Source organism: Thalassobaculum litoreum DSM 18839, assembly GCF_900102465.1.
Lineage (GTDB): Bacteria > Pseudomonadota > Alphaproteobacteria > Thalassobaculales > Thalassobaculaceae > Thalassobaculum > Thalassobaculum litoreum.
In genome coordinates, this window is sequence record NZ_FNBW01000012.1 from 146,776 (window position 1) to 173,016 (window position 26,241).

The window sequence follows — 26,241 nt, forward strand, 5'->3', positions numbered from 1 at the left end:
GGATCGGTCGGCCACGCGATCCAACGATAAGCGGACGGGACGATGCCCAATCTCAAGGACCTGAAAGTCCGGATCAATAGCGTCAAGTCGACGCAAAAGATCACTTCGGCGATGAAGATGGTCGCGGCGGCGAAGCTGAAGCGTGCCCAGGAGGCCGCCGAGGCAGCGCGTCCCTATGCCGTTCGCATGGACCGCATGATCGCCGCGCTGGGGGCCAATGTCTCCGGCGGCGACGGCCCGAAGCTGCTGACCGGCACCGGGCGCGACGACGTTCACCTGATCGTCGTCGCCACCGCGGACCGTGGTCTGTGCGGCGGTTTCAACTCGACGATCGTGCGCGCCGCGCGCCGCAAGATCGACAAGCTGCTCGCCGAAGGTAAGACGGTCAAGGTCATGACCGTCGGCCGCAAGGGCCGCGATCAGCTGCGCCGCGTCCATGGCGACAAGATCATCTCCTCCAAGGAGAACCTTGCCCGCACCGTGGTCGGGTTCACCGTGGCCGACGAGATCGGCCGCGAGTTGATCCGTCGCTTCGAGGACGGCGAATTCGATGTCGCCACGATGTTCTTCAACCGCTTCAAGTCGGCGATGACCCAGGTCGTCACCGAGCAGCAGCTCATTCCGGCGAACCTGCCGGAGGGCGAGCAAGAGGACACCGGCGAGCTGAAGGCGCTGTACGAGTTCGAGCCGGACGAGGAGTCGATCCTGGCGGCTCTCCTGCCGCGCAACGTGGCGACCCAGATCTTCACCGGCCTGCTGGAGAATGCCGCCAGCGAGCACGGCGCGCGGATGACGGCCATGGATAGCGCCACCCGCAACGCCGGCGACATGATCAACAAGCTGACGCTGACCTACAACCGGACGCGTCAGGCCTACATCACTAAAGAACTGATCGAGATCATTTCGGGCGCCGAGGCGCTCTAAGGGCCCTAGAGCCCGCGCCCGCCGCCCAACCGAGGAGCTGAGAGCATGGCGAACAACGCAACCGGCAAAATTCAGCAGGTCATCGGCGCCGTCGTCGACGTGCAGTTCGAAGGCGACCTGCCCGCGATTCTGAACGCCCTGCACACCAAGAACGGCGATAGCACGCTGGTTCTCGAGGTGGCGCAGCACTTGGGCGAGAACACCGTGCGCACGATCGCCATGGACGCGACCGAAGGTTTGGTCCGCGGCTCGCCGGTGACGGATACCGGTGCCCCGATCACCGTGCCGGTCGGCCCGGAGACCCTGGGTCGTATCCTGAACGTCATCGGCGATCCGGTGGACGAGCGCCCGGCGGTCGAGTCGAAGATGCGCTACCCGATCCACCGTCCGGCCCCGGAATACATCGACCAGTCGACCGAAGCCGAGATCCTGGTCACGGGCATCAAGGTCATCGACCTGCTCGCCCCGTACGCCAAGGGCGGTAAGATCGGCCTGTTCGGCGGCGCCGGCGTGGGCAAGACCGTGCTCATCATGGAGCTGATCAACAACGTCGCCAAGGCGCACGGCGGTTATTCCGTGTTCGCCGGCGTGGGCGAGCGTACCCGCGAGGGCAACGACCTCTACCACGAGATGGTCGAGTCCGGCGTTATCGTCGAGGACGGCCCTGGCTCCAAGGCCGCGCTGGTCTACGGCCAGATGAACGAGCCGCCGGGTGCCCGTGCGCGCGTCGGCCTGACCGGTCTGACCCTGGCCGAGTACTTCCGCGACGAGGAAGGCCAGGACGTGCTGTTCTTCGTGGACAACATCTTCCGCTTCACCCAGGCGGGTTCCGAGGTGTCGGCCCTGCTCGGCCGTATCCCCTCCGCGGTGGGCTATCAGCCGACCCTGTCCACGGACATGGGCCAGCTGCAGGAGCGCATCACCACCACCAAGAAGGGCTCGATCACCTCGGTCCAGGCGATTTACGTGCCGGCCGACGATCTGACCGACCCGGCGCCTGCCACGTCGTTCTCGCACCTCGACGCCACCACGGTGTTGAACCGCTCGATCGCCGAGCTGGGCATCTACCCGGCCGTCGATCCGCTCGACTCCACCTCGCGCATGCTCGATCCGCGGATCATCGGCGACGAGCACTACAACGTCGCCCGCCGGGTGCAGGAAGTGCTGCAGCAGTACAAGTCGCTGCAGGACATCATCGCCATTCTCGGCATGGACGAGCTGTCCGAAGAGGACAAGCTGGTCGTGGCCCGCGCCCGCAAGATCCAGCGCTTCCTCAGCCAGCCGTTCCACGTGGCCGAGGTCTTCACCGGCTCGCCGGGCAAGCTGGTCAGCCTTGAAGACACCATCAAGGGCTTCAAGGAGATCGTCGAAGGCGAGCATGACGGCCTGCCGGAATCGGCGTTCTACATGGTCGGCGGCATGGACGAGGCCATCGCGAAGGCCAAGAAGATGGCGGCCGAGGCGGCCTGATCGCCGCCTGAGTTGGGTAAGGCGGCCTGACGGCCGGCAACAAAGAGGGATCCCATGGCGGAGACCACGCAGTTCGAACTCGTCTCCCCGGAGCGGCTGGTTCTCAGCCGTGCCGTCGAGATGGTCGTCGTGCCGGGCACCGAGGGTTATTTCGGTGTCCTGCCGCGCCACGCGCCGATGATCTCGACGCTGGATGCAGGCATCATCGACATCTACGAAGGCGGCTCGGTGGTCGAGCGCATCTTCGTCGCCGGCGGCTTCGCCGAGGTGACCGAGGAGCGATGCACCGTCCTGGCGGAGAACGCCGTGCCGTTGGACGAGATCGATCCGGCCAAGGTCGACAAGGACATCGCCGATACCCGCGATGTGCTGAAGGACGTGTCCGATACCGGCGAGCGCGAGCGGCTCGAGGCGCGGGTCGTCACCCTGCAGGCGATGGCCCGGGCGAAACGCGCCGCCTGACAGGCGTTTACAGCTAATTTCTTCGATGAAGGGTCGTCCGTTGGACGGCCCTTTGTCGTGTTGTCATAATTGACCGGTGATTCGCGGGAAAACCCCGGGAGGTATGACGGTGCGGTGGCTCGCCAGAATTTTGCTGGTCGTGCTCCTGATCCTTGCGATCGGGCTGCCCGTGGCGTGGCTGACCCGCGATACCTGGGCGCCCGGGGCCGCCAAATGGGCCGTCAACCATTGGGCCACGGGCCGCGGTGCCGACGCCCCGGTGATCAGCGACCTCGGCTTCAGGATCGACTCGCTGTCCGCCGACCGGATGGCGTTCAAATCGGTCGAGGTCAACGGCCCCGATGGTTTCGCGGCGGACGAAGTCCTGGTGAGCTATGACTGGCGCGACCTGCTGCGGGGGGAGGTGCGCGCCATCGCCCTCGACCGCCCCCATCTCATTCTGACCGTGGGGGAGGACGGAAGCGTCACCCTCGGCCCGCTGGAACCTCTACGGGCGCTGGGCGAAGGGGGCGACGGCGTGGACGGCGGGGCCCCGCTGCCGGTGGTGCGGTTCTCGGATGCGGTCATCGATGTCCGTGGGGCGGCGCAGGGTCGCCTGTCGGCCAGCGGAACCCTGGGCGAGAGCGACGGCGCAATCGGCCTCGCCGCGGACGGGGCCGGCGCGGTGGAGGGGGATGCCTGGCGGGCCGACGGGGCCGGGCGCTTCCAGGTCTCGCTGGGCGACGACCACACCCGCCTGAACGCCACCCTGACCGATGCCAGGGTCCGCCACGGCGATCTTTCCGCCGCCGGCCTGCGGGGAACCGCCTCGGTAGAGATCGACGAGGGCGGCGAGATCGAGGCCATTGCCGATCTGCGCGCCGACAGCGCGGAGGCCTCCGGTGTGGCGGTGGCGGTGCCGTCCGCCCATCTGCGCATGGACCCGCTCGGCCTTTCCGCGGTCTTCCGTCTGGGCGACCGGGAGCGGCCCGACCTGCGCCTGGCCGTGGCCGCCGATCCGGTGGACGGCGACCGCCGGCACGTGGCGGTGGACCTGAACGCCGAACTGGCGACCGTCGACCGACTGGTCGCCGCCGCCCTGCGGCAGCCGCCGCGCGGCGCCGAGGGCCAGGTGTCGGGCACCCTCCGCGGTGCGGTGCCGGCGGCGCTGAGCGGCGCCGAGCAGGCCTGGGCGGGGACCGTCGCTTCCGGGAGCATCGACCTGACCGCCAGCGCGCCCGACGGCGCGGCCGAGGGCCGGTTCGGCGTGGCCATCGCCGCCGGGACCCTGGCCCTGGAGACCCTGGAGCGGGCCAGCCTCTCTCTGGCGCCCGGCCTCTTGCCCGGGGAACTGGTCGAGGTCCTGGGCGCGGGGACGGTGACCGCGACGCTCGGCCAGGAGGACAAGGCGTTCCGCCTGACCATCCGCGACCCCTTTCACGCGCCGGAAATCGCCCTGGGCGGGCCGATCGCGGCCGAGGTGGAGGGCGGCGCCTCCGCATCCTTCGACGGCGATGCCGGACTGCTGCTGGCCGGAGCCGGACCGAGGCTGACCGCGGCCACCGGCACGATGACCCTGGCCGGGCTTTCCAGCGGCGACCTGCGGCTGCGGACGGCGAGCCTGGTGCTCGATCGGCTCAGCGGGGATGCCGAGGCGATGTCCGGCAAGGGCCTTCTGATCGCCCACCTCGATGCCGGCGACGTCCGCGATATGCGGGTCGCCCTGCCCCTGCGGGTGGTGCATGACGGGAACGGCACCGCCGGGTTCCTCGACCGCCAGGGGTCGGTGACGCTCTCCCGGATTCCGAAGGTCGGCGGCGTGGCGCTGGAGGGTCCGCTCACCGTGCGGGTGCGCGCCGGCGAGCGGCCGGTCCTGCGCTACGGCTTCGATGACCCCGGGGCGCTCCGGCTGGATCTGCCCCTGGTGGTGCCGGCGGTGACCGCCGCCGTGGATGGCGGCATGCCTCTGCGCATCGACCTCGGCGCCACGGTCGGGATGGTGAAGGCCCGGATCGTCGGCGCGCGGGGCGGGGCCGTGGTGCGGGTCTCCACCGAGGCGATCGATATCGCGCCGGCCGACGAGACCGAGGCCGCGCCGGACGGCATCGCCCTGGCGGGCGTGGCCCTGGAACTGCAGGCCTCCACCCACGGGGACGGCGTGCTGCTGGACCGGATCGTGGTGTCCGCCGACCGGATGACCGACCGGGCCAAGGCGGTGCGCTTCTCGCCGCTGCGGGCCGAGGCCATGGCGACGCGCACCGCGAACGGAGACCTGGCCTTCACCGCCAGTTTCGGCGGCGCGAACGGCGCCTTCGTGCTCGATGCCAAGGGCGTCCACAATCTCGCCAAGGGCACCGGCCGGGCCGACATCACCCTCTATCCCCTGGTCTTCGTGCCGGGCGGTCTGCAGCCGGTCGACCTGTCGCCGGCGGCGGCGGCGATCCTGCGCAACGCGTCCGGCAAGGTCGCCCTGGACGGCACGATCGAATGGCCGGGCCGGGGGGTGCCGCCGGACGATCCGCTGACCCTGACTCTGGAAGACCTCGCCTTCACCGGCTCGCTCGGTACGGTCAGCGGCCTGTCCGGTGCGGTCGGCCTGTCCTCGATCGACCCGCTGACCACCCTGGACGGCCAGGTGCTGACCGCGACCGGCATCGATGTGGGGGTGCCCATCGCCGATCCGACCGTGACCTTCCATATCGACCCCGAACTGAACCTGGTGCTGGAGCAGGTGCAGGCGCGCTTCGCCGACGGATCGGTTCATACCCGCGACGTGACCATCCCGCTGACCTCGAACGAGCCGGTGTCGATGGTGCTCGACGTGGACTCGGTGGACGCCGCCAGGCTGGCGGAAGTGACGGAGCTGGAGGGGCTCACGGCGTCGGGCACCCTGACCGGGCGTCTGCCGCTTGTCTGGGATTTCGAGCAGGGCCTGTCGGTGCGCAACGCAGAATTGTCCGCGACCAATCCCGGGGGAACGGTGAAGTACCGACCGGAATCGCCGCCAGCCGCGTTGCAGGATGCAGGAGAGGAGGTTAGCCTCCTGATGCGGGCCGTTCGCAACCTCGTCTACGAGAAGTTCGATCTCGAGGTGAACGGACGGCCCGGCGAACCGTTTGATATCAAACTGCGGGTGCGCGGTGCCAATCCGGATCTGTTCGACGGCTACCCCGTCGCCCTCAACGTAACGCTTACGGGTCGCCTGGATGAGATGTTCCTCAATGCAAGACGTACACTCGGTCTCTCGGACGTCCTCCGCCGCAAGCTCGAAGCGCGCACCGGCGGTTAGGGCGCTGCTGGCGGCGGCCCTTCTGGGGACGCTGGCGGCCGCCTGCACCCCGACGGTGAGGGTCGAGCCGCCGACGGAGCCCATCACCATCAACCTGAACATCAAGATCGAGCAGGAAGTCCGCATCCGGGTGGAGAAGGATCTTGAGGATCTGTTTTCCACCGAAAGCGACCTGTTCGGGGGGAAGAAGCAATGACCGGTCTGCAGCGCGTGATCAGCCGGCGTCTGGTGTTGGGCGCGCTTGTCGGGGCTTTCGTCACGGTCGCCATGCCGCGCCTCGGCTACGCGCTTGATCTCGCCACGGCGAAGGCCAACGGCTGGGTCGGCGAACGGCGCGACGGCTATCTGGGCGTGATCGACGGTGCCCCGGCCGAGGCCCGGACCCTGGTCGACACCATCAATGCGGAGCGGCGCGAGGCCTATAACGGCGTGGCCGCCTCCAACAGCGTGCCGCTGAACCAGGTGGAGGCTCTGGCCGGTCAGAAGCTGATCGACCGCGCCGTACCCGGTACCTACATCATGGATGCCGCCGGGCGCTGGATCCGCAAGTAGGGGGGCGGAACGGCGCAGACCCGTCCCTATTCCTCGTCTTCCGCCTCGCCGGCCAGGCGCTTGTTCGCCCGCTCGACCCGGGCCTTGAGCTCGTAGTCCGGCCGGTCGTTCTCCCAGTTGTGCATCTGCTGCACCATCTTCAGGCCGGCGGTCTCGAACTTCGTCGTCTTGGTCAGGATGCTGTGTTCGGGGTTGAGCTCACGGATCGGGATGCGCGGCGCGTAGCCGGCGATCCGGGTGATCGCCCGCTCCATCGCCCGGTCGCCGCCGATCGCCTCGCGGCCGCGATAGGCCTCGCGCCAGAGCTGGATCATGTCGGCCCAGCCGTCGAGCCCATAGCCGATGTCGCGCCGCAGGACCTCGAGCCGGTCGATGGCGCCCTTGTTGTGGTCGAACATGTCGGCCAGCGATCCCAGCATCTCGTTCAGGTTGCCCAGACGCTCGTTGATATAGCCGATGCACTCGTCCGCCGCGGTCAGGATGATGGCCACCTGCGGCAGCAGCTCCTCACGGACCTGGGACTGATAGTCGTCGATCTCCTGGCGGAACTGGATGAGATCGGTGTGCTGGAGATAGAGGAACCCGTTCTCCTTGGGCTCGCCCGGCGCGGTGACGTTGCCGAAGGGGGTCAGCATGCCGACCAGCGGGTCCAGGTAGCTCTTCACGTCCGCCACGGTCGAGTTCGTGCGCTCGGCGGCGAAGATCATGACCCGCTCGATCAGCAGGTCGAGGTCGATCTTCGAGCGCCCGGACTGCCCGCCCATGAGCCCCATGAGGGTCTTGGTATTGGTGCGCATCATCAGCGGGTCGCCTCGTTCGATCCCGCATTCGCGGGTGAGCTCGGCAATGAAGGACAGGCGGACCATCGCCTTGTCCTCGTCGTCCCTGGCCACGATCCGGCGCGCTTCCGCTACGGCATCGTCGTCGATGCCGTGCTCGGCATCGCAGCGCAGGCAGACCTCGCGCATCCTGATCGGGTCGAGGTCGCGGATGTTCTTGGTATGCGCAACGGACTCGATAATGGCGAGGTCGCGCGGATTGAGCGCCCCCAGCGTGCCGATCTGCTCCCACGGCAGCACAAGCAGCTCTCCGCGGCGCGTTCCCGAGTAATTCGGGATCACGGCTTCCAACTGGCGCACAGGCCCGTGGAAATACTCGCGAACGCGGGTATGGGCGAGGTCTCGGTTGTGAAACGTGACGGTCGTGCCCCGACGCTCGAAAGTCTGAGGTTTGTTCTCCGCGCGCATCCCCTCTCCTCCGGCGCAGCAGCGCCGGACACCTCAACTCCATTTGGTCACAAGAGCATGAGGGTCTTAAGGAAGATTTTACGCGCTCTCGAAAAATTCACAAACAATGCGTGCGGCGGAAAAAGATTTCAGCGGTCGGGTGTTGCCGTCGCCGCTGCGATCGCCGGTCCCAACTCGGCCACCACCGCCTCGTAGGTCGCGCGTTTGAACGGTACGATCAGCTCCACCACCACGCCGAGATCGACCCATTTCCAGTCATCGAACTCCGGGTGTTCGGTCTGCAGGTCGATATCGGTCGCCGTGCCGGTGAACCGGCAGGCGAGCCATTTCTGCGTCTGGCCGCGCCAGGATTCGCGGATCTTGCCCGGCAGATCGGCTGGAAACTCGTAGGTGACCCAGCCGGCGGTCTCGGCCACCACCTCGACCGAACTGGTGCCGATCTCCTCCTCCAGCTCGCGCAGGCCGGCCTGGCGCGGCGTCTCGCCCTCGTCGATTCCGCCCTGGGGCATCTGCCAGGCGTCGGCGATGCCGATACGCTTGCCGACGAAGACCTGACCCGTATCGTTGAACAGGACGATGCCGACACAGGGCCGGAGGGGAAGCGCGCTACGGTCGGTCATGGGATATCGGCTCAGCGTAAACGTTGGCGGTCGGCGATGGCGGAGACCGGGGCGAGGATGAGGCCCTTGCGTTCCAGCGTGCCGGCCCAGCGCTGGATGCGGTCGATGGATACCGGCAGGGACCTGGCGATGCCGATGGCGACGCGCTGTTCCTGGGCGACCGTCTCCAGGTCGGCCAGCGCCCGGTCGATCGAGGAGATCGACGGCGTGGAATCCAGGAAGCGGTTGTTGAAGGCGCGCGGGAGCTGGATCGAGGACGCGAGCTCGGTGGCGATGCTGCGCGACGAGCCCCGGCTGTCGACGATCATGAGCCCGCGCTCCTTCAGCCCTTCCAGGACCGGCATCATGGCGTCTTCCACGGTGGTGAACTGCGACCCCATCCAGGTCGTCACGCCGACATAGCCGGGGGCCCGGCCCAGCACCCATTCCAGGCGGTTCAGGTTGTCGGCCGTCGACAGGCTGGTCAGCAGGGTCGACGGGCCGGGGTCGTCGCGCGGAAAGTCGAGAGGCTCCAGCGGCAGGTCGATGAAGACCTCGTGCCCGGCCGATCGGGCGGCCTCCAGCCAGGCTTCGAGATCCTCGGCATAGGGCGAGAAGCTGAGCGTGACCGCGCCGGGCAGGAGCTGGATCGCGGCGTCGGTCTCGCGCTGGCTGAGCCCGAGATTGGTCACCAGCACGGCGACCCAGGGACGGGTATCGTCCACATTGAACGGTCGGGCATAGGTCGACCAGGGCTGCCGGCCGTCCACCGCGATGATCGGCAGCCGGCCCTCGTCGCGGACCTCCATCAGGGCCGGGTCGACCGGGGTCAGGGTGACGCCGTCGGCGGGAGCGCCATCGGCGACCGCGCTCGGGCCCTCGCCCTCGCCGTCCTTGGCCGGCGACCCGTCACCGCCGCTCTCCTTGTCGGCGGGTCCCTGGCCTTCGCCGTCCGCCGCCGCTCCATCCGCTTCGGCCTTGGACCGGGGTGCTGCGGCCGAGCTGTTTGGTTCCGGCTCCTCGCCCTCGTCAAGGATGTCGACGGTGAGCTGCGGACGCTGGATCTCGCGCAGGGACTCGGTGTGCTCGGCATTGACCATGAGCCACCCGACCAGGCCGCCGGCGCCGCCGATCACGGCGACGGCGAGCAGGGTGGTCAGCGCCGCCGAGGCAACACGTTTCCAGCGCCCCTTCTTGCGAGGAGCGGGCTCGTCGTCCAGACCGCGTTCCAGATCGTCGGGCGGCGGGCCACCCGACTCCGCCTCATTCAGCGGATCGTCCGGATCTCCACCCTCCCGCCGCTTCTTGAACAGCTGGGGGAGGCGGGGCAGACGGATATTCGGCTTAGGTAGCCTCAATTCACCACGCGGTTCTGGAACAGATGGAAGCCGCGCAGCAGATCGACCGCGCGGGCGAGCTGGTAGTCCTCAAGCGGATCCTCGTTCTCCGCCGATGCGGCCTCACCCGGCGTGGGCACCTCCGCCGGCGGCTGGGCGGCCGGGGCGTCGCTCTCGTCCGGATTGACCAGGGCACCGCGCAGATCGGCCTCGCGGCGCCGGCGGCCCTCCTCGATCTTCTCGATCTTGGCGAGCTCGACCTTGATGTCCGGCTCGATGCCCTTGGCCTGGATCGAGCGGCCCGACGGGGTGTAGTAGCGCGCCGTGGTCAGGCGCATGGCCGCGTTGCCCTGCAGCGGCAGGATGGTCTGCACGGACCCCTTGCCGAAGGACTGGGTGCCGAGAACGATCGCCCGGCGGTGATCCTGCAGCGCGCCTGCGACGATCTCCGAGGCCGAGGCGGAGCCGCCGTTGATCAGCACGACCACCGGCTTGCCATCGGTGATGTCGCCCGGCGTGGCGTTGACCCGGCTGGCGTTCGCCTCTTCCCGGCCACGGGTCGAGACGATCTCGCCGCGCTCCAGGAAGGCGTCGGTGACGGAGATCGCCTGGTCGAGCAAGCCGCCCGGATTGTTGCGCAGGTCGATGACGAAGCCGTGCAGCCTGTCGCCGAGCTCTTCCTTGATCTCGGAGACGGACTCCTGAAGGCCCACCGTCGTCTGTTCGTTGAAGGTGGTGATGCGGATATAGCCGATATCCTGGATCACCCGGTTGCGCACCGACTTGATGGTGATGATCGCCCGGGTGATCTCGACGTCGAACGGCTCTTCCTCGGCGCGGCGGATGGTCAGCGTGATCGGCGTGCCGACCTTGCCGCGCATCTTCTCCACCGCGTCGGACAGGGTCAGGCCGAGCACCGCCTCGCCGTCGAGATGGGTGATGTAGTCGCCGGGCTGCAGCCCGACCTCCGACGCCGGGGTGTCGTCGATCGGCGAGACCACCTTCACGAAGCCGTTCTCCATGGTGACCTCGATGCCGAGGCCGCCGAACTCGCCCTTGGTCTGCACCCGCATGTCCTGGAAGCTCTTCGCGCTGAGATAGCTCGAATGCGGGTCGAGGGAGGTGAGCATGCCGTTGATGGCCGCCTCAACGAGCTTCTCGTCGCTGACCTCTTCCACGTACTGGGCGCGGACCTTCTCGAACACGTCGCCGAGCAGGCTGAGCTGACGGTAGGTGTCGGTCGAGTTGGTCTGGCTCTGGCCGCCGCCCGTGGCGCCGAGCAGGACGCCGCCGCCAACGGCGAACGCCAGTGCCGCGGACACCGCGACACGGCGGATCGCCCGGCTGCGTGCCTTATCAGGGCGGGTCGGGGCGCCAGAATCGGCGGCGGTGTCATCAAGACGGGAATTGTTCATCCGACTCATCCTTTGGCCTTTTCGGTAAGTCCCGCAAACCACGGTAACGGGTCGATCGGGTCACCATTGTGGCGAAGTTCCAGATACAGCTCGGGTGCGGCGTCTCCGGCCGCCGCCATCGCACCCACCGGCTCGCCGGCGAGCACATGGCTCCCGACACTCAAATCGACCCGTGCGAGCCCGGCAAGAAGGGTATGATATCCGTCGCCGTGTTCAATGATCAAAATCCGACCGAATCCTTCGAACGGCCCAGCATACAACACGATTCCGTCATGCGGGGCGATCGCGAGCGCGCCGGGACGCGTGCGCAGCAGCAGCCCCTGTCTGGTCAGGTCGCCCGACTTGCCCTTGCCGAACCGCTGGACGACCGTGCCGGCGACCGGGGCGAAGAGATGGCCCCGGGCGCTTGTCAGCGGCGGTCCGGGGGGCAGCGCGGCGGTCCGGACCGGGTCCGCCGCCGGCCCGACGGTGGCGGCAGGGGCCGGCGGTTCGCCGCCGTCCACCTCGGGCGGCGACGGACGCGTCGGCCGCAGCTTCGGCGTCACCAGGGCCGCCAGCTTGCGCTGTTCCTCCGCCTCGGCGGCCTCGCGCTTCTCCAGGCTGTCGATCAACTCGCGCAGGGAGCGGGCCGACTGGCTGAGCGCCCGGATCTCTTCCGCCGCGTTGCTCGCCCGGTTGCGCGTGCCGGCCAGCAGTTCCGCCTTCTCCGCCGCCAGGGCGGCGAGCTGGGCGCGCTCGGCGTCCAGCTCCTGGGCGGCCAGGGTCAGCCGGTCGCGCTGGGCTCGGATATCGGCTTCCAGCGTCGCCAGCGTGTCGAGCTCGCGGCGCAGCGCCCTGGCATTCCCGTTGAGCCGCGGGATCGCGGATTCCAGCAGGATGCCGGTATGGACGGTGTCCAAGGGCGCGCGGCCCACCAGCAGCAGGGTCTCCGGCGGATGGCGGGCGAGCCGCTGCAGCGCGCCGGTGAGATGGGAGAGCTCCTGGCGGCGCTCGAGCAGGCGGCTGCGCTTGTCCTTGACCTCCTGGCGCAGGGTGTCGAGGGTCTGTTCGGCGTCGAACATGTCGGTCTCGGTGCGCTGCGCCCGGGTGGCCGCCACGGCCATGCGCTCGCGCAGCCGGTCGATCTCGCCGGCCAGCGCGCCGGCCAGCCGGTCCAGCTTGGTGCCCGCCTTGCGCTCGCCCTCCAGCGCCTTCTCGATGCGCCGGAGCTCCGCGGTGGGGTCCTTCGGCGCCGGATCCTCCGCGGTCTGAGCCCGCGCGTTTCCGCCCACCGCCGCGGCGAGCATCGCCAGAACCAGGACGGGGGCGAGGGAACGCACCGCGGCGCTTACTCCGCCGCCCGGCGGTCGCGCACCAGCATGCAGTCGCCGGTCATCGCCGCCGGCGGCTCTATGCCCATGAGCGAGAGCAGGGTGGGCGCGACATCGGCCAGCTTGCCGGTCTTCAGGGAGGTGACGTCCTCCGGCGCGCCGACCAGGATCGTCGGGACCAGGTTGGTCGTATGGGCGGTGTGCGGGCCGCCGGTCTCCGGGTCGAGCATGACCTCGCAATTGCCGTGGTCGGCGGTCAGGAACATCGCGCCGCCGGCCCTCAGCACCGCCTCGGCGACCCGGCCGACACAGGTATCGACCGTTTCCACCGCCTTGATCGCCGCCTCCAGGCTGCCGGTATGGCCGACCATGTCCGGGTTGGCGAAATTGGCGACGATCAGGTCGTAGGTGCCGCTGTCGATGGCCGCGACCAGCTTGTCGCAGAGTTCCGGCGCGGACATTTCCGGCTGCAGGTCGTAGGTCTTCACCTTGGGCGAGGGGACCATGATCCGGTCTTCGCCGTCGAACACCGCCTCGCGGCCGCCGTTCAGGAAGAAGGTGACGTGCGGATACTTCTCGGTTTCGGCGATGCGGAGCTGGGTCTTGCCGGCCTTGGCGACGACCTCGCCGATCGGGTCGCTCAGATCCTCCGGCGGGAAGATCGTGACCATCTTCGGCGCCAGCACCGACGAGTATTCGACCATGCCCGCGACGATGCCGGGCTTCGGGGTCCGGGCGCGCGCGAACCCGTCGAAGTCGTCGTCCACGAACGGGGCCAGGATCTCGCGCGCCCGGTCGGCGCGGAAGTTCGCCATGACGATGGCGTCCCCGTCCTGCACCGGCGCGCCGCCGGCGATCACGGTCGGGGTGACGAACTCGTCGGTCTCGTCGCGGGCATAGGCGGCGTCCACCGCGGCGACCGCGTCGTCGGCGCTGTGCTCGGCCTCGGCTAGGCAGACCGCCTTCCAGGCCTGCTCCACCCGTTCCCAGCGCTTGTCCCGGTCCATGGCGAAGAACCGGCCGCTGACCGACGCGATGGTCGCCGCACCGTCCAGGTCCTCGATGAAGGCGCGGAGCTGGTCGGCGGCACTCTTCGGCGGGCAGTCGCGGCCGTCGGTGAAGACATGCACCACGACCCGGGCGCCGCCGGCGGCCAGGACCTTGGCCAGCGCGGCCACGTGGCGCTGGTGGCTGTGCACCCCGCCGGTGGAGACCAGGCCCATGAGGTGGCAGGTGCCGCCGCTCTGCTTCAGGGCGTCGAGCACCTGGGCGATGGCCGGCTGTCTGGCCAGGCTGCCGTCGGCGATGGCGGCGTTGATCTTCGGCAGCTCCTGCATGACGACCCGGCCGGCACCGAGATTCATGTGGCCGACCTCGGAATTGCCCATCTGGCCGTCCGGAAGCCCGACGAACTCGCCCGACGCGTTCATCAGCCCGCCCGGCCAGCGGGCAGCGAGCGCGTCCACATTCGGCGTGTTCGCCAGGGCGACGGCGTTGTCGGTGCGGTCGGTGCGGTGGCCCCAGCCGTCCATGATGCACAGGACGACTGGGCGGGGGGTATCGGATGTCTTGCTCATGGGACGGTTATATATCCTTCCCGGGGGCAAGGTCACGGGCTGCGCGCGTACTCGTTTGGCGGATCAGAACACGGCGGCCGCGACGGAGAGCACCAGCAGCACGGCGAAGACGACGTTGACCGCCCGACCGAGAACCGGATGGCCGAGCCAACGGGCGAACAGCGAGCCGAAGGCGAGCCAGGTCAGGTTCACCAGCACGATCACCGGTGCAAGGGCGGCGATCTTGGCGACGGCGTCGAACACCGGGTCGCCAGGCACAACCGCGTGGGTGGAATAGACCGCACCGATGGCGGCGAAGGCCTTCGGATTGGCGATGGCCAGCAGGTAGCCGCCGACGAAGCCTGCCGGGCGGGCGCCCGGATCCCGGTTGAGGCCGCCGACCGGGGCGGTGGCGATCTTCCAGGCGAGATAGAGGATGTAGGCGGCGGCAAGCGCGGTGACGACGGGCACCGCGCCGGGTACCACGAAGATCAGCCCGGAGACCCCGGTGGCGATCAGCAGCAGCACCGTGGCCGTGCCCAGGCAGATGCCGGCGACATAGGGCAGGCTCGCCCGCAGGCCGAACGCGGTGCCCATGGCGGCGGAACTGAGCGTCGCGGGGCCGGGACTGCCCATCAGCGGCAGCGCGGCAAGCCAGAGGGGGATGAGGGCGTCGAACATGGCGCTACATGAGCGTGGACCGGGGCGTCGGTCTTGGACGTTTGTGCGCGCTCCGCATTCTATGTCACGTCGCCATCCCTGGGGCGCCGGGATGACGGAAAAACGATCGAGGCCGGGTGGAGGGGAGAGCTACGCCCGATGATACGGATGCCCGGCCAGAATGCGCTCCGCCCGGTAGATCTGTTCCACCAGCATCACCCGGGCCAGCATGTGCGGCCAGGTCTGGGGGCCGAAGGCGAGGGTGAGGTCGGCGCGGTCGCGGATGCTCTGGTCCAACCCGTCGGCGCCGCCGATCACGAAACAGATTTCGCCGCGCCCCTGGTCGCGCCAGGCGCCGATCCGGTTCGCCAGGTCTTCGCTGGAGAGCCCCCTGCCGCGTTCGTCCATCGCCACCAGCACCGCACCGTCGGGAATGCGGGCGGCGATCAGGGCAGCTTCCTCTGCCTTGAGGACGTCGCCCTCAAGGCGCTTCTTGACTTCGACCTCCTGGATCGCCAGCGACCAGGGGAGGCGGTCGCCGTAATCCCGGCACAACGCCTCCATCGGGCCGCGTTTCATGCGGCCCACCGCCACGATCGTGATCTTCACGCGTCCTCCTGTCCGGGCCTTGGATCCGGGTCTACCCGGGGCCCGGCGCTAGTCAGGCATGCGCGAAGGTCGGCTCGGCCCCGATATCCGCGCCGGACTCGCCGCCGATGCGGACGGTGCGGCTCGGCGGCGGGGTGGCGCCCCACATCTTCTCCAGCCCGTAGAACTCCCGGACCTCGGGGCGGAACAGGTGGACGATGACGTCGCCCCCGTCGATCAGCACCCAGTCGCCGCGGGACTGTCCTTCCACGGTGACGCCGTCGACGCCCTGATCCTTGAGTTTTCTGCAGATGTGGTCGGCCATGGCCGAAACCTGCCGCGATGAGCGGCCCGTGGCGATGATCATGTAATCGCCAATGGCGGACTTTCCGGCCAGATCAATGGCCACAATGTCCTCGGCCTTGTCGTCGTCCAGTGAGGTCATCACCAGCTTCTTCAGGCCGTCCCCCAGATTGGGAGCAAGTGTGTCGAGTATGGTCGCACTCCTTTCGTCAGCGAAAGCGGACCCCGGCGTGCCCCGGCGGTCCATGGTTGCTCTGGTAGTTCCGATTATCGGACTGGGTGCTTTCTAGCCGGACCCTCCACCCTTGCGTTGCGCCCGTATCCGGGTCGCCGACGCGGCATGGTGGCGGGTGTGCAGAAACACCCAGGCCGGAGGCCGCCGATCCGCCAGTCCCCGGGCGTTCCTTTCGGGCACCCGGACCCTCGCGAACCGTTTGGCGGCTCGGCTCGCCAAAGCCCTTAAAGAATAGGTAGGCCGGTCGAAAACCGCAATGACGGCTGTGTGACAGATCAGCAGCCACCGTTCCCAGCGATGGAAACTGGCCAGATTGTCCGCCCCCATGATCCAGACGAACGACATGTAGGGGCAGCGCCGGCGCAGGGCGACGAGCGTGTCGGCGGTGTAATGGGTGCCGAGATGCAGCTCGAAGTCCTTCACCTTGATCCGCGGGTGGCGCGCGACGGCCCTGGCGGAGGCCAGGCGCTCGGCGAAGGGGGCCATGTCGTCGCGCGGCTTCAGCGGATTCTGCGGGCTGACCAGCCACCAGACCTCGTCCAGGCCGAGCCGCTTCATGGCCGTCTCGGCCACATGGCGGTGGCCGTCATGGGCCGGATTGAAGGAGCCGCCCATCAGCCCGACCTTGAGTCGCCGCCGGTCGGCGCCGGCGCGGGGCAGGGCCGCCGCCTCGCTCGCCGGCATCCGCAGGGCGTGCGGCCGCACCCGGGCGAACAGGGCGGACCCTGCATCGGGGGGGAGCCGGTCCCTGTGCGGTCCGCGAATCGGGGTGAAGAGGGTCATCGGCGGTATCGGGTCAGGGCCGGGCCATCATGGCCGGGTCTGGCCGGTTCCGCGCACCAGATACTTGAAGCTGGTCAGCTGTTCCGCGCCGACCGGGCCGCGGGCGTGCATCCGGCCAGTGGAGATGCCGATCTCCGCGCCGAAACCGAACTCGCCGCCATCGGCGAACTGGGTGGAGGCGTTATGCAGGACGATGGCGCTGTCGACCTCGGACAGGAACCGCTCCGCCGCGGCGGCGTCCTCGGTGACGATGCTGTCGGTGTGGTGCGAGCCGTGGCGGTTGATGTGCTCGATCGCCCCGGCCACGCCGTCGACCACGGCGACGGACAGGATGGCGTCGAGATACTCCGTGTCCCAGTCCGCCTCGCTCGCCGGATCCATGCCGGTCGCGATGGCCCGCGCCGCCGCGTCGCCGCGCAGGATACAGCCAGCCGCCCGCAGCGCCTCGGCCACCGGCGGCAGCAGTTCGGCGGCGACGGCCCGGTCGACCAGCAGGGTCTCGGCGGCCCCGCAGACCGAGGTGCGCCGCATCTTGGCGTTGACCGCGATGGCGACGGCCTTGTCCCGGTCGGCGCCGGCGTCGAGATAGACGTGGCACAGCCCGTCCAGATGGGCGAAGACCGGCACCCGGCTCTCGTTCTGCACCCGCTCGATCAGCGAGCGGCCGCCGCGCGGCACGATCACGTCGACATATTGCGGCATGGTCAGCAGCTTGCCGACGGCGGCCCGGTCGGTGGTCGGCACCGACTGGATCGCGTCCTCCGGCAGGCCGGCCTCGCGCAGCCCCTTATGCAGGGCGGCGACGATGGCGGTGGAGGAGTGGTAGCTCTCCGAGCCGCCGCGCAGGATCGCCGCATTGCCGGCCTTCAGGCACAGGCTGCCGGCATCGGCGGTCACGTTCGGGCGGCTCTCGTAGATGATGCCGATCACGCCCAGCGGCACCCGGCGGCGCTCGAATTTCAGGCCGTTGGGACGTTCCCACGCGGCCATGGTGGCGCCGACCGGATCGGGCAGGCCGGCCACGACCTCCAGGCCGGCGGCGATGCCTTCCAGCCGACCCGCATCCAGCAGCAGCCGGTCGACCAGGGAGTCCCGCAGGCCCTTCTCGCGGGCGGCGGCGATGTCCTTGGCGTTGGCGGCGAGGATCGCCGGCGTGTCGGCGCGCAGGGCGGCGGCGGCGGCATGCAGCGCCTTGTCCTTCTGCTCGGAGGAGGCCAGGGCCAGCACCGCCGCGGCGGCGCGGGCGCGGCGACCGATCTCCAGCATCATCGCGTCGATATCGGTCTGTGCCGCGGGCGCGCGGGAAAGTCCGGGCTTATCGTCGACAAGGCTCATCGGGGCGTGTCCTCCTCGGCGGCGCGGCCGTCGGCCAGCACCAGATCGTCTCTGTGGACGATTTCGTCCCGGCCACGGTAGCCGAGCGCCGTCTCGATTTCACGGGATTTGAGCCCGGCGATCAGCCGCGCATCGTCGGACGCATAGGCGACCAGCCCGCGTCCCCGGATCACCCGGTCCGGCCCGTGCAGGGTGACGAGGTCGCCGCGCTCGAAGGTGCCGACCACCTCGGACACCCCGGCGGGCAGCAGGCTCTTGCCCGCGTTCAGCGCCCGGATGGCGCCGGCGTCGACGATAAGCTGGCCGCGCGGGGCGAGCGAGCTGGCGATCCAGCGCTTGCGGGCGGTCAGCGGCGAGGCGCCGGCATGAAACCAGGTGCAGCGGCCGCCCCCCTGATCCGGGCCGGCGTCGATGCGGCGGATCGGGTGGGTCTCGCGGCCGTTGGCGATGACCATGCGGCAGCCGGCCGCCCCGGCGATCTTGGCGGCGGCCAGCTTGGTCACCATGCCGCCCGAGGCATAGCCGCTGCCGGCGGCCCCGGCCATCGCCTCGATCTCCGCGGTCACGCCTTCCACGTCGGAGATGTGGCGGGCGTCAGGATTGCGACGCGGGTCGGCGGTGTACAGGCCGTCGATATCGGACAGCAGGACCAGGGTGTCGGCGCTGGCCATCTGGGCGACCCGGGCGCCGAGCCGGTCGTTGTCGCCGAACCGGATTTCTGCCGTCGCGACCGTGTCGTTCTCGTTGATCACCGGCACAGCACCCAGGGCCAGCAGGGTGTTGATGGTGGCGCGGGCGTTCAGGTGGCGGCGGCGCTGTTCGGTGTCGTCGGGCGACAGCAGGATCTGCGCCACGGTCAGGTGGTGGCGGGCCAGGGCCTCCTGATAAGCATGGGCCAGCAGGATCTGGCCGGTGGCGGCGGCGGCCTGCTTCTCCTCCAGCTTCGGGCGGACCTGGTCGATGCCGAGATGCCGTCGGCCCAGCGCGATGGCGCCGGAAGAGACGACCAGCACCTCGACCCCGGCCCGGCGCAACTCGGCGATGTCGTCGGCCAGTGCGTCCAGCCAGGCCCGGCGGACCGACCCGGTCTCCTCGTCGACCAGCAGGGCCGAGCCGATCTTGATGACCAGCCGGCGGGACTCGTCGATGCGGTGGGGCGCGCTGCCCTCCGCGCCGCTATCTGCGCCGCCCCTCGCACCGTTGCCCGGGCCCTTGGCAGCAGCCCGGGTGCCGGTCTTGGCGGTCAGGGTGTCCATACGGGCTCCCCTTCCTCCCGCTCGGCGTCCTCCTCTTCGGCCTGACGCGCGTCGGTGGCGGCATGGATGTGGTCGTTGAGGCGGCCCAGCGCCTGGCGCACGTTCAGGCCGGAGGCGGCGGACAGGGCCATGGGCCGCTGGCCGGTCTCTTCCTCGAACAGGTCCTGCAGGGCTTCCACATCCTCCTCGGTCATGGCGTCGACCTTGCTCAGCGCCAGCACCTCGGGCTTGGTCTCCAGCGCGCCGCCATAGGCCTCCAGCTCGCCGCGCACGGTCTCCCAGGCGGCCATGGGGTCTTCGCCGGTGGCGTCGACCAGATGGAGCAGGGCGCCGCAGCGCTCGATATGGCCGAGGAACCGGTCGCCGAGCCCGGCACCCTCATGGGCGCCCTCGATCAGGCCGGGGATGTCGGCCAGCACGAATTCCTCGTCGCCGATGCTGACCACGCCGAGGCCCGGATGCAGGGTGGTGAAGGGATAGTCGGCGACCTTCGGCTTGGCGGCGGTGACGGCCGACAGGAAGGTGGACTTGCCGGCGTTGGGCAGGCCGACCAGCCCGGCATCGGCGATCAGCTTGAGCCGCAGCCAGATCCACATCTCCTGGCCGGGCCAGCCCGGCGTGGTCTTGCGCGGCGCCCGGTTGGTCGAGGACTTGAAGCGGGCGTTGCCGAAGCCGCCGTCGCCGCCATTGGCCAGGGTCACGCGCTGGCCGACCTCGGTCATGTCCGCGAGCAGCGTGTCGTAGTCCTCGTCCCAGATCTGGGTGCCCAGCGGCACGCGCAGCACGATGTCCTTGCCGCCGGGGCCGCTCATGTCGCGGCCCATGCCGGGGCGGCCGTTCTCGGCCTTGAAATGCTGCTGGTAGCGGAAATCGATCAGCGTGTTCAGCGCGGCCACGCATTCGACAATCACGTCGCCGCCGCGCCCGCCGTCGCCGCCGTTCGGTCCGCCGAACTCGATGAAGGCTTCCCGGCGGAAGCTCAGACAGCCGTTGCCGCCGCTGCCGCTGCGGATGAAGACCTTGGCCTGATCGAGGAACTTCACGTCACGTCCTCCGCGAACCCCCGCGGGGCAGACATCCTGACAGACATCCTGCGCGCGGGTACGAAAAAAGGGAACGGCGAACCGTTCCCTTCGATGCCGCTCCCGGTTGTCGGGGCGGCTTTACTCGGCCGGCGCCTCGGCTGCGGCGACGCCGATATAGGTGCGGCCGCGCGTCTCGCGGAACTCCACCTTGCCCTCGACCTTGGCGAAGATCGTGTGATCCTTGCCCATGCCGACATTGGCGCCCGGGTGGAACTTGGTGCCGCGCTGGCGGACCAGGATGTTGCCCGGAATGACGGACTCGCCGCCGAACTTCTTCACGCCCAGGCGGCGACCTTCGGAGTCGCGGCCGTTACGGGAGCTACCACCTGCCTTTTTATGGGCCATGGATCTACTCTCCTCTAGCTCGGTTAGGCGCCGGCACTGATGCCGGTCACGCGCAGAACGGTGAGGTTCTGGCGATGACCGCGCGTGCGGCGATGGTTCTTGCGGCGCTTCTTCTTGAAGATCGTGATCTTCGGACCCTTACGCTGGTCCAGCACCTCGAAGGCAACGGAAGCACCGGCCACCAGGGGGGCGCCGACGGTCAGATTGGCGTCGTCGCCGACCATCAGAACCTGGTCGATCTCGACCGTGGCACCCGCCTCGGCGTCGAGCTTCTCGACCTTGATCACGTCCCCGGAGGCGACCTTGTACTGCTTGCCGCCGGTTTTAACGACTGCGAACATCGGCTCGATCCTGGCAAAACTAGTGGGCGCGCCGCCTGTCGGCACGCAACGGAGCGCGCACTATACGTATGGCGCTTTGCATGTCAACACGAACTCGGCCGACTGTCGCCGGCCGGGCAATCGGCCGGCTCGGAGCATGGTGTTTTCGAGGCCGAGACTAGCCCGAGCCTCCCGGCTCCGAAAGACGTGCATCATGCGCTTGCATCGTGGTGCGGCTTTGACTAGGTTCCCGGCCTGCTCCTGAACGAGCCTTATGGAGAGGTGCCGGAGTGGTTGAACGGGGCGGTCTCGAAAACCGCTGTGGGCGCAAGCTCACCGAGGGTTCGAATCCCTCTCTCTCCGCCAATTCCCATTGAAATTACAATATTTGTTTCCTCTATGGGGGCTGATTCACACAAGAGCCCCCCAATAGATCTGCCCCTCGTCTCTAATTCGAGTCGGTTAGCTCGAATGGCACTGGCCGACCGATAGTGTTGAAAAGGTCAGTGCGACGCCCGGAGTGTCGATCTTCCAGAATCTATTTTTCAATGCGGTAGAGCCTCATGAAGCATTGACGCACTCACGCCAACTGCCCTGCTGGAATGCTACGCGTCGAAAGTGCCTTCGGGCTTATTCAACCGACCCTTCTCGGGCATTCGGCATGCTTCTGATCAAGCGGCCAAGCGCTCGCCGTCAACCGGTCACGGTCACCTTACGACATATCGAGCAAGCTCGTCGGGGCTCCCGTTCGGAAACGCCACTCGCAAATGGTCTAGAAAGGCGGAGACGCGGGCACTTAGCAGCCGGCGGCTGGGATAGAGTACCCAGAGCGTGATCTCGGGGCCCTCCAACTCGCCCCAGTCGACCAAAGTCCCAGCAGCCAGATCATGACTTACGAGTGAAATCGGCAACTGGGCGGCCCCGACCCCCATCCGAACGGCATCGCGGACCATTAGGAGCGACGAGAGGCTCAGACACGGGCGAACCGCGAGGGGGGATTTCCCGGTCGCCGTGCTCACAGTCCAGGTTTCGCTCATTTCGGCTTTCCCGCGCACAACGGCCGGAATGGGAGACCCGTCAGCCGACGGTCGGACGTCTGGGCTCGCCACCACCACTAACCGATCGCGTAGGAACACCCGACCGACGAGGCTCTCGTCGCGGTCCGGGTTCACCCGGATCACCAGGTCGTAGGCTTCCTCCACCATGTCGACGGCCCGGTCCTCCGTCGTGACTTCAAGCCTGACTTCAGGATGCATCAACGCGAAATCCGCAGCCAGTTTTCCCATGGCGGTCTGAGAGAAGAGCAGGGGTGCGCTGATCCGCAACCGTCCGCGTGGAATAGTCCCGCCCGACGATATCGCCAAAGTCGTCTCTTCGAGGTCGGTGAGCAATGCGGCCGTCCGCTCAAAGAGGGCGCGCCCTTCCTCGGTCAGCTTCAGGGCGCGGCCGCCGCGTTCGAACAGGCGCAGGTTCAGACTGGCCTCTAGCTCCGCAACCCGTCTGGAAAGCGTCGCCTTTGGACGGCCGCTGGCACGGGCTGCCCGGCCGACCCCTTCATGCCTGGCGACGAGGTTGAAGTCGGCGAGAGCGAGAAGATCCATCTGTTCCACCTGCGAGACAAAGCGTCCAAATACGACGCCTATTGGAATGAAATGGGATCAGTGAGCTTGCAAGCGTTCTTAAACGCGAAACCGGAGTTTCCCATGACCATTCTCGTTACCGGCGCGACCGGCAATGTCGGACGAAACGTCGTCACCCAGCTTGTGAACCGCGGCGCAGACGTGCGTGCACTGGTCCGCGATCCCGTAAAGGCCGACTTCCCGACTGGTGTGGAAATTGTCCAGGGCGACTTTCTCGACGTCGACGCCCTGCGGCAGGCCTATTCCGGCGTCTCTACCCTGTTCCTGCTGAATGCCGTGGTCGCCGATGAATACACCCAGGCGCTGATCGCTCTCAATCTCGCCCGCGAGGCCGGAATCGAGCGCATCGTCTACCTGTCGGTGATCCACAGCGACACCTACGTGAACGTGCCGCATTTCGCCGGCAAGTTCGGGGTCGAGCGTATGATCGAGGCGATGGAGATCCATGCCACCATCCTGCGCCCCGCTTACTACATCGACAACGATGTCACGATCAAAGACGTCGTGGTCGGCCACGGTGTCTATCCGATGCCGATCGGCACCAAGGGGTTGGCGATGGTCGACACCCGCGATGTGGGTGAGATTGCGGCGATCGAGCTGATCCGCCGGGAGCGGTCCGCCACGCCCCTGCCGATCACCCGCATCAATCTGGTGGGCCCGGATACGCTGACCGGTCCCGATGTCGCTGCGATCTGGAGCGAGGTGCTCGGCCGCCCGATCACGTATCCAGGCGACGATACCGACGCTTTCGAGCAGAACCTGCGGCAGTTCATGCCGAGCTGGATGGCGCTCGACATGCGTGTCATGGCCGAGCGTTTCCTGACCGCTGGCATGGTCCCCGAAGCCGGCGACGTGGCGCGCCTGACGTCGATGCTCGGCCGTCCCCTGCGCTCCTATCGCGACTTCGCCGCGCAGGTCGCGGGCTGATCTCCCCAATCCAGGGGCTTTGTCGTGATCTACTCGACCGCCGCCGTGCCGGTGAACCCGGAAAGGGTGACCTGGCCCGGCAACCAGATCCTCATTTTCAACCCGTTATGCACGTTGGTCGCTCGTATTGTCCCCCCGTGCTTATGGACGATTGTCCGTGCTATCGAGAGTCCCAGGCCGACATTCCCGGTCTCCGTGTTTCGGCCTTCGTTAACCCGGAAGAATGGCTCGAATATATCGTCCAGCATCTCATCCGGTACTTTAGGTCCTTCGTCGACGATCTCAATAGCAACACCATCGTCTTCTGACTCGACGCTTAATTCGACTTTGCTTCCGTAGTTGACGGCATTTTCGAGCACATTTCGAATTGCGCGTCGCAATGCGACCGGACGGCAGAGGTATCTATGGGCCCGCAGATTTGTCGAAAAAGCGACCCCCGGGAACTCTCTAGCGAGATTCGACAGGGTCTCGACCAGATTGACGGTTTCACTTTTCTCTTCCTGGACTTCGCGTTTAGCAAAAACCAGACAATCTTCGACCATTGAGCCCATGTCCTGAAGCGTCTGGATCATCTCGGACTTCAGCTCTTGATCCTTGATGAATTCCGCTCTCAAGCGTAGGGACGTGATGGGTGTCCGAAGATCGTGGCTGACGGCCGCCAGCATTTTCGTTCGGTCTTCGACAAATCGGCTAATGCTTTCCTGCATGGTGTTGAACGCGATCGTCGTGGATCTGAGTTCGTCAGGCCCCTCCACCTCGACATAGCCGACGGCCTCACCTTGGCCAAAGCGTTCGGCGGCCAAAGACAATTTCCGCAACGGCGCCGTGATGCGTTTGACGATGATCGCAACGATCAACAAGATTCCAACGAGCGAAAGGATAGCGGACAGAATGACCGGTAAAAGAATCACCAATTCATCGACCGGCGACAAAACTCGGGCGTTGAGCCACTCCTTCTCGTTCAACTGTATCGAGACGTAATCAATCGGACAGGCGCCTCCTTGATTGGATTGCTTCTCGGCAATAAGGCAGTCCTCGATTCTCTCCGCGAACCAGAACTCCCAGATACTCAAGGACGACACCGTGTTATCAGTGGCGAATATAGGCCTTCCGGACAGAGTTTCCGGGACATGTGCAACACTCTCATGCGGAATGTCGAACCGATTCTGAGTAAGAGGTAGATCATCAACTTGGAAATGAATATCTGGATCGCTTGTTGCCCGTAAGAGTTTCTCGCGTTCTGACCCCGATGTCGTACGCCCTATTTCATAAGCTGTTGCGATTTCCTCGATGACCATTCTGACCTGTTGTTCCTGAATACCTTCATCCGTCTTGATATAGAAGACGACGAGGATGATGGCTTGAGAAAACAGGACGGCCCCGATGATAAGAATCATCAATTGGCCTGCAATCGTTCTATGAATCTTTCTCATCGGCGGACTACATCCAAAGTGAACATGTAACCACCACCCCAAACGGTTTTAACGATTTCTGGGTTTTTGCCATCATCCTCGATTTTCTTGCGAAGCCTGCTGACCTGATTGTCGATGGACCGGTCGAACACATTGGCGGCGCGACTGCTGACCATATCGAGCAACTGATCGCGGGAGAGAACCATCTTCGGATGGTCGAGAAAGGTCATTAAGAGCCTGAACTCTACCGTACTAAGCGCCGTTTCCTGGCCACCGCTCTCCTTCGTGAGGACCTGCCGGTCCACGTCGAGCACCCAGGTCCCGAAACCGATCTGGCCCGCCTCGATTCCCGAATACTGCCTAGGGAGGCTATTTACGCGTCGCAGCACGCCTTTGATCCGCGCCAAGAGCTCCCGTGGATTGAATGGTTTGGTCAAGTAATCGTCCGCGCCGATCTCCAGTCCAACAATTCGGTCGGTCTCGCTCGCGACCGCGGTCAGCAGAATGACCGGTATGTCGCGTGTCTCCCGTATGCGCCGGCAGATTTCCAACCCGCCTTCGCCAGGCATCAGAATGTCGAGAACGATCAAGTCGATCGACGCGGCCTTAACGACGGTATCCATTTCTGCGCCACTGGCGGCCATCGAAACTCGGAACCCGTTCTCGCCGAGATACTTCGCCAAGGGCTCCCGGATATTCTTGTGGTCGTCGACGACCAAGATGTGAGGATTCTTCGGCGGCATGGCGTTCAGAATCTCCAATCACCTCAATGCGTCGAGCTATGGACATTCGGATAATCAATTTGGCCGCGTCTCAAAAGCAGGAATATGTATAAAAGTATGCCACGGCGTTTACTTGGCACGCTTTTTTACAATTTCGCCAAGCCTGACCCATCATCCAGGCACTCCGCCGCTAGAGCATTTTCGCACCTGAGGGAATCGTAGGGGATTCCGTTTTTGGCACGAATCTGATTCACCATCATGGCTGGGGATTGGAGGCCAGCCATGATGACGCGAGCCTTTTCCGATGACCTTCGAGAACGTGTGATCCAGGCGGTCGAGGGCGGGATGTCCCGCCGTGCGGCGGCAGAGCGCTTTGGCGTCGGTGTGTCGACCGCGATCAAATGGGTGCAGAAATGGCGATCGACGGGGACCTGGTCAGCACGTCCGATGGGCGGTGATCGGCGATCTGGTCGGATCGAGGCCGTTGGCG

At 66.9% G+C, this 26,241-nt stretch carries 26 protein-coding genes and 1 tRNA gene; 9 read left to right on the plus strand and 18 right to left on the minus strand.

The genetic code is table 11. The annotated features are described in order from the left end of the window. The first annotated feature begins 42 nt into the window (after positions 1-42). From BLS34_RS18720 to BLS34_RS18745, 6 genes are all read left to right on the plus strand, one after another. Entirely contained in the window at positions 43-924 is an 882-nt protein-coding gene (locus tag BLS34_RS18720; protein ID WP_028795708.1) for a F0F1 ATP synthase subunit gamma, read from the plus strand. Between the two features lie 45 nt (positions 925-969). Beyond that, complete coding sequence (atpD, locus tag BLS34_RS18725; protein WP_028795707.1) at positions 970-2,394, plus strand: F0F1 ATP synthase subunit beta; 1,425 nt, start codon at positions 970-972, stop codon at positions 2,392-2,394. 54 nt (positions 2,395-2,448) lie between these two features. Continuing rightward, positions 2,449-2,856 (plus strand): F0F1 ATP synthase subunit epsilon, encoded by a 408-nt coding sequence (locus BLS34_RS18730; protein WP_093152755.1) that lies wholly within the window; start codon positions 2,449-2,451, stop codon positions 2,854-2,856. A gap of 109 nt (positions 2,857-2,965) precedes the next feature. Next, positions 2,966-6,124, plus strand: a complete 3,159-nt coding sequence (locus BLS34_RS18735) for an intermembrane phospholipid transport protein YdbH family protein (RefSeq protein ID WP_139189395.1) — start codon at positions 2,966-2,968, stop codon at positions 6,122-6,124. Next, positions 6,057-6,320: a YnbE family lipoprotein gene (locus tag BLS34_RS18740; protein WP_084619045.1), complete on the plus strand. Its 264-nt coding sequence runs from the start codon at positions 6,057-6,059 to the stop codon at positions 6,318-6,320. The genes BLS34_RS18735 and BLS34_RS18740 overlap by 68 nt, the downstream gene beginning before the upstream one ends. Next, on the plus strand, positions 6,317-6,676 hold the full coding sequence (locus tag BLS34_RS18745) for a YdbL family probable chaperone protein (protein WP_028795703.1): 360 nt from the start codon (positions 6,317-6,319) through the stop codon (positions 6,674-6,676). Before BLS34_RS18740 ends, BLS34_RS18745 begins: the two co-directional genes overlap by 4 nt. Positions 6,677-6,702: 26 nt before the next feature. Here BLS34_RS18745 and BLS34_RS18750 read toward each other — a convergent pair whose 3' ends face one another. From BLS34_RS18750 to rplU, 15 genes are all read right to left on the minus strand, one after another. After that, the gene (locus BLS34_RS18750; protein ID WP_028795702.1) at positions 6,703-7,923 is read right to left on the minus strand and encodes a hypothetical protein; all 1,221 of its coding nucleotides are present in this window, start codon (positions 7,921-7,923) and stop codon (positions 6,703-6,705) included. Positions 7,924-8,051: 128 nt separating this feature from the next. Then, positions 8,052-8,543, minus strand: coding sequence for an RNA pyrophosphohydrolase (locus BLS34_RS18755; protein WP_038015199.1), 492 nt, complete (start codon positions 8,541-8,543; stop codon positions 8,052-8,054). Positions 8,544-8,554: 11 nt separating this feature from the next. Further along, positions 8,555-9,880: a divergent polysaccharide deacetylase family protein gene (locus tag BLS34_RS18760; protein ID WP_093152760.1), complete on the minus strand. Its 1,326-nt coding sequence runs from the start codon at positions 9,878-9,880 to the stop codon at positions 8,555-8,557. Then, the gene (locus tag BLS34_RS18765; protein ID WP_084619044.1) at positions 9,877-11,274 is read right to left on the minus strand and encodes a S41 family peptidase; all 1,398 of its coding nucleotides are present in this window, start codon (positions 11,272-11,274) and stop codon (positions 9,877-9,879) included. Before BLS34_RS18765 ends, BLS34_RS18760 begins: the two co-directional genes overlap by 4 nt. A gap of 5 nt (positions 11,275-11,279) precedes the next feature. Beyond that, a complete protein-coding gene (locus BLS34_RS18770) occupies positions 11,280-12,593 on the minus strand; it encodes a murein hydrolase activator EnvC family protein (RefSeq protein ID WP_093152762.1) in 1,314 nt (437 codons plus the stop codon). An 8-nt stretch (positions 12,594-12,601) separates the two neighbouring features. Next, positions 12,602-14,161: a 2,3-bisphosphoglycerate-independent phosphoglycerate mutase gene (gpmI, locus tag BLS34_RS18775; protein ID WP_093152765.1), complete on the minus strand. Its 1,560-nt coding sequence runs from the start codon at positions 14,159-14,161 to the stop codon at positions 12,602-12,604. Between the two features lie 63 nt (positions 14,162-14,224). Beyond that, positions 14,225-14,821: a LysE family translocator gene (locus BLS34_RS18780; RefSeq protein ID WP_093152767.1), complete on the minus strand. Its 597-nt coding sequence runs from the start codon at positions 14,819-14,821 to the stop codon at positions 14,225-14,227. A 129-nt stretch (positions 14,822-14,950) separates the two neighbouring features. Next, positions 14,951-15,409 carry a 23S rRNA (pseudouridine(1915)-N(3))-methyltransferase RlmH gene (gene rlmH / locus BLS34_RS18785; RefSeq protein WP_093152769.1) on the minus strand — a complete coding sequence of 153 codons (459 nt, stop codon included), beginning with the start codon at positions 15,407-15,409 and terminating at the stop codon, positions 14,951-14,953. Between the two features lie 52 nt (positions 15,410-15,461). After that, on the minus strand, positions 15,462-15,938 hold the full coding sequence (gene rsfS, locus BLS34_RS18790; RefSeq protein WP_084619043.1) for a ribosome silencing factor: 477 nt from the start codon (positions 15,936-15,938) through the stop codon (positions 15,462-15,464). A 39-nt stretch (positions 15,939-15,977) separates the two neighbouring features. Continuing rightward, on the minus strand, positions 15,978-16,709 hold the full coding sequence (locus BLS34_RS18795) for a nicotinate-nucleotide adenylyltransferase (protein ID WP_028795696.1): 732 nt from the start codon (positions 16,707-16,709) through the stop codon (positions 15,978-15,980). A gap of 27 nt (positions 16,710-16,736) precedes the next feature. Continuing rightward, on the minus strand, positions 16,737-18,044 hold the full coding sequence (locus BLS34_RS18800) for a glutamate-5-semialdehyde dehydrogenase (RefSeq protein ID WP_093152772.1): 1,308 nt from the start codon (positions 18,042-18,044) through the stop codon (positions 16,737-16,739). Further along, the gene (gene proB / locus BLS34_RS18805) at positions 18,041-19,300 is read right to left on the minus strand and encodes a glutamate 5-kinase (RefSeq protein WP_093152775.1); all 1,260 of its coding nucleotides are present in this window, start codon (positions 19,298-19,300) and stop codon (positions 18,041-18,043) included. The genes BLS34_RS18800 and proB overlap by 4 nt, the downstream gene beginning before the upstream one ends. Beyond that, positions 19,288-20,343 carry a GTPase ObgE gene (gene obgE / locus BLS34_RS18810; RefSeq protein WP_093152777.1) on the minus strand — a complete coding sequence of 352 codons (1,056 nt, stop codon included), beginning with the start codon at positions 20,341-20,343 and terminating at the stop codon, positions 19,288-19,290. Before obgE ends, proB begins: the two co-directional genes overlap by 13 nt. A 120-nt stretch (positions 20,344-20,463) precedes the next feature. Beyond that, entirely contained in the window at positions 20,464-20,730 is a 267-nt protein-coding gene (rpmA, locus tag BLS34_RS18815) for a 50S ribosomal protein L27 (RefSeq protein WP_028795693.1), read from the minus strand. A gap of 23 nt (positions 20,731-20,753) precedes the next feature. After that, positions 20,754-21,071, minus strand: a complete 318-nt coding sequence (rplU, locus tag BLS34_RS18820) for a 50S ribosomal protein L21 (protein ID WP_028795692.1) — start codon at positions 21,069-21,071, stop codon at positions 20,754-20,756. A gap of 255 nt (positions 21,072-21,326) precedes the next feature. Here rplU and BLS34_RS18825 point away from each other — a divergent pair. After that, a tRNA-Ser gene (locus tag BLS34_RS18825) sits at positions 21,327-21,416 on the plus strand. A gap of 341 nt (positions 21,417-21,757) precedes the next feature. Here BLS34_RS18825 and BLS34_RS18830 read toward each other — a convergent pair. Beyond that, entirely contained in the window at positions 21,758-22,651 is an 894-nt protein-coding gene (locus BLS34_RS18830; RefSeq protein ID WP_093152780.1) for a LysR family transcriptional regulator, read from the minus strand. On the opposite strand from BLS34_RS18830, the gene BLS34_RS18835 reads away from it, so the two are divergent. Further along, entirely contained in the window at positions 22,607-23,617 is a 1,011-nt protein-coding gene (locus BLS34_RS18835; protein WP_245702039.1) for an SDR family oxidoreductase, read from the plus strand. The two genes, BLS34_RS18830 and BLS34_RS18835, sit on opposite strands and share 45 nt — an antisense overlap. Positions 23,618-23,646: 29 nt before the next feature. On the opposite strand, the gene BLS34_RS18840 is transcribed toward BLS34_RS18835, so the two are convergent. Next, positions 23,647-25,050 carry a sensor histidine kinase gene (locus tag BLS34_RS18840; RefSeq protein WP_093152785.1) on the minus strand — a complete coding sequence of 468 codons (1,404 nt, stop codon included), beginning with the start codon at positions 25,048-25,050 and terminating at the stop codon, positions 23,647-23,649. Continuing rightward, a complete protein-coding gene (locus BLS34_RS18845; protein ID WP_093152788.1) occupies positions 25,047-25,772 on the minus strand; it encodes a response regulator in 726 nt (241 codons plus the stop codon). The genes BLS34_RS18840 and BLS34_RS18845 overlap by 4 nt, the downstream gene beginning before the upstream one ends. A gap of 261 nt (positions 25,773-26,033) precedes the next feature. On the opposite strand from BLS34_RS18845, the gene BLS34_RS18850 reads away from it, so the two are divergent. Further along, a partial coding sequence (locus BLS34_RS18850; RefSeq protein WP_175474300.1) for a helix-turn-helix domain-containing protein occupies positions 26,034-26,241 on the plus strand: 208 nt, incomplete at its 3' end.

Excerpts from the sequence above, each read along its gene's own strand:
- BLS34_RS18720 (WP_028795708.1), top strand. The coding sequence starts at position 43 with ATGCCCAATCTCAAGGACCTGAAAGTCCGGATCAATAGCGTCAAGTCG.
- atpD (WP_028795707.1), top strand. The coding sequence starts at position 970 with ATGGCGAACAACGCAACCGGCAAAATTCAGCAGGTCATCGGCGCCGTC.
- BLS34_RS18730 (WP_093152755.1), top strand. The coding sequence starts at position 2,449 with ATGGCGGAGACCACGCAGTTCGAACTCGTCTCCCCGGAGCGGCTGGTT.
- BLS34_RS18740 (WP_084619045.1), top strand. The coding sequence starts at position 6,057 with ATGCAAGACGTACACTCGGTCTCTCGGACGTCCTCCGCCGCAAGCTCG.
- BLS34_RS18745 (WP_028795703.1), top strand. The coding sequence starts at position 6,317 with ATGACCGGTCTGCAGCGCGTGATCAGCCGGCGTCTGGTGTTGGGCGCG.
- BLS34_RS18750 (WP_028795702.1), bottom strand. The coding sequence starts at position 7,923 with ATGCGCGCGGAGAACAAACCTCAGACTTTCGAGCGTCGGGGCACGACC.
- BLS34_RS18755 (WP_038015199.1), bottom strand. The coding sequence starts at position 8,543 with ATGACCGACCGTAGCGCGCTTCCCCTCCGGCCCTGTGTCGGCATCGTC.
- BLS34_RS18765 (WP_084619044.1), bottom strand. The coding sequence starts at position 11,274 with ATGAACAATTCCCGTCTTGATGACACCGCCGCCGATTCTGGCGCCCCG.
- gpmI (WP_093152765.1), bottom strand. The coding sequence starts at position 14,161 with ATGAGCAAGACATCCGATACCCCCCGCCCAGTCGTCCTGTGCATCATG.
- BLS34_RS18780 (WP_093152767.1), bottom strand. The coding sequence starts at position 14,821 with ATGTTCGACGCCCTCATCCCCCTCTGGCTTGCCGCGCTGCCGCTGATG.
- rsfS (WP_084619043.1), bottom strand. The coding sequence starts at position 15,938 with ATGGACCGCCGGGGCACGCCGGGGTCCGCTTTCGCTGACGAAAGGAGT.
- BLS34_RS18795 (WP_028795696.1), bottom strand. The coding sequence starts at position 16,709 with ATGACCCTCTTCACCCCGATTCGCGGACCGCACAGGGACCGGCTCCCC.
- BLS34_RS18800 (WP_093152772.1), bottom strand. The coding sequence starts at position 18,044 with ATGAGCCTTGTCGACGATAAGCCCGGACTTTCCCGCGCGCCCGCGGCA.
- proB (WP_093152775.1), bottom strand. The coding sequence starts at position 19,300 with ATGGACACCCTGACCGCCAAGACCGGCACCCGGGCTGCTGCCAAGGGC.
- rpmA (WP_028795693.1), bottom strand. The coding sequence starts at position 20,730 with ATGGCCCATAAAAAGGCAGGTGGTAGCTCCCGTAACGGCCGCGACTCC.
- rplU (WP_028795692.1), bottom strand. The coding sequence starts at position 21,071 with ATGTTCGCAGTCGTTAAAACCGGCGGCAAGCAGTACAAGGTCGCCTCC.
- BLS34_RS18835 (WP_245702039.1), top strand. The coding sequence starts at position 22,607 with ATGCCTGGCGACGAGGTTGAAGTCGGCGAGAGCGAGAAGATCCATCTG.
- BLS34_RS18830 (WP_093152780.1), bottom strand. The coding sequence starts at position 22,651 with ATGGATCTTCTCGCTCTCGCCGACTTCAACCTCGTCGCCAGGCATGAA.
- BLS34_RS18840 (WP_093152785.1), bottom strand. The coding sequence starts at position 25,050 with ATGAGAAAGATTCATAGAACGATTGCAGGCCAATTGATGATTCTTATC.
- BLS34_RS18845 (WP_093152788.1), bottom strand. The coding sequence starts at position 25,772 with ATGCCGCCGAAGAATCCTCACATCTTGGTCGTCGACGACCACAAGAAT.